General features: G+C 32.0%; 1 pseudogene. It reads right to left on the bottom strand.

The annotated features are described in order from the left end of the window. Positions 1–444, bottom strand: a pseudogene (locus O0550_RS24035) (hypothetical protein); the annotation flags it as partial. Between the last annotated feature and the right edge of the window lie 221 nt (positions 445–665).

The raw sequence follows: 665 nt of genomic DNA, 5'->3' as shown, positions 1-665 counted from the left end.
TTGATCCCTATTTGGCAAAATTACCTTTACATATTCTACATGTGATCCAATCCCTAATAACTGAAGACATTTCACAATACCATCGTTTATTGCTTCATCAACCTTTTCAATATGGATGTATGGTTTTCGGAAGTGACATACTCCTAATTGTTTAACAGTGATATCTTCTTCTAAAATTCTAGCCTTTACTTGCACCCAGGTTGCCACATACGATTCATTTTCTATTAAATCGCCCATGGTAGTTATTTCAAAGCGATCAGTTATTATTCGAAGCCTTTTTATAAGTTCCTGAAAGTCTATTGCAGCTTTCCCATGTTCATTCACATAATATGATCTTAAAGAAAATGGTGAATTAGCTAGTGTGGACCAATTTTCCTTTTCTTTAATGTTTAAAACCAGTTCGTGTACAACATCACATTGTTTGGCAAGCTCACAAATTTTCATAGTTTCATCTCCTTATTTATGGTCAAAAAATAAAAAAAGCCCTATGCTAACCATAAACCTATTGCTGGTTTCATGGCTCACATAGAGCTTTGTTATTCTGGAATAAGCTCGCATACAAGCGGCATTAGAATAAATTAAAATATCATGTTTCTAGTATATTTCAAATTATTACAAACTGAAAGTAATATTTACTTTAATAGTATTCTACCTTTACCTAATAA

The organism is Brevibacillus halotolerans (assembly GCF_026891775.1).
Lineage (GTDB): Bacteria > Bacillota > Bacilli > Brevibacillales > Brevibacillaceae > Brevibacillus_B > Brevibacillus_B halotolerans.
This window is presented reverse-complemented; position numbering and strand designations above follow the sequence as displayed.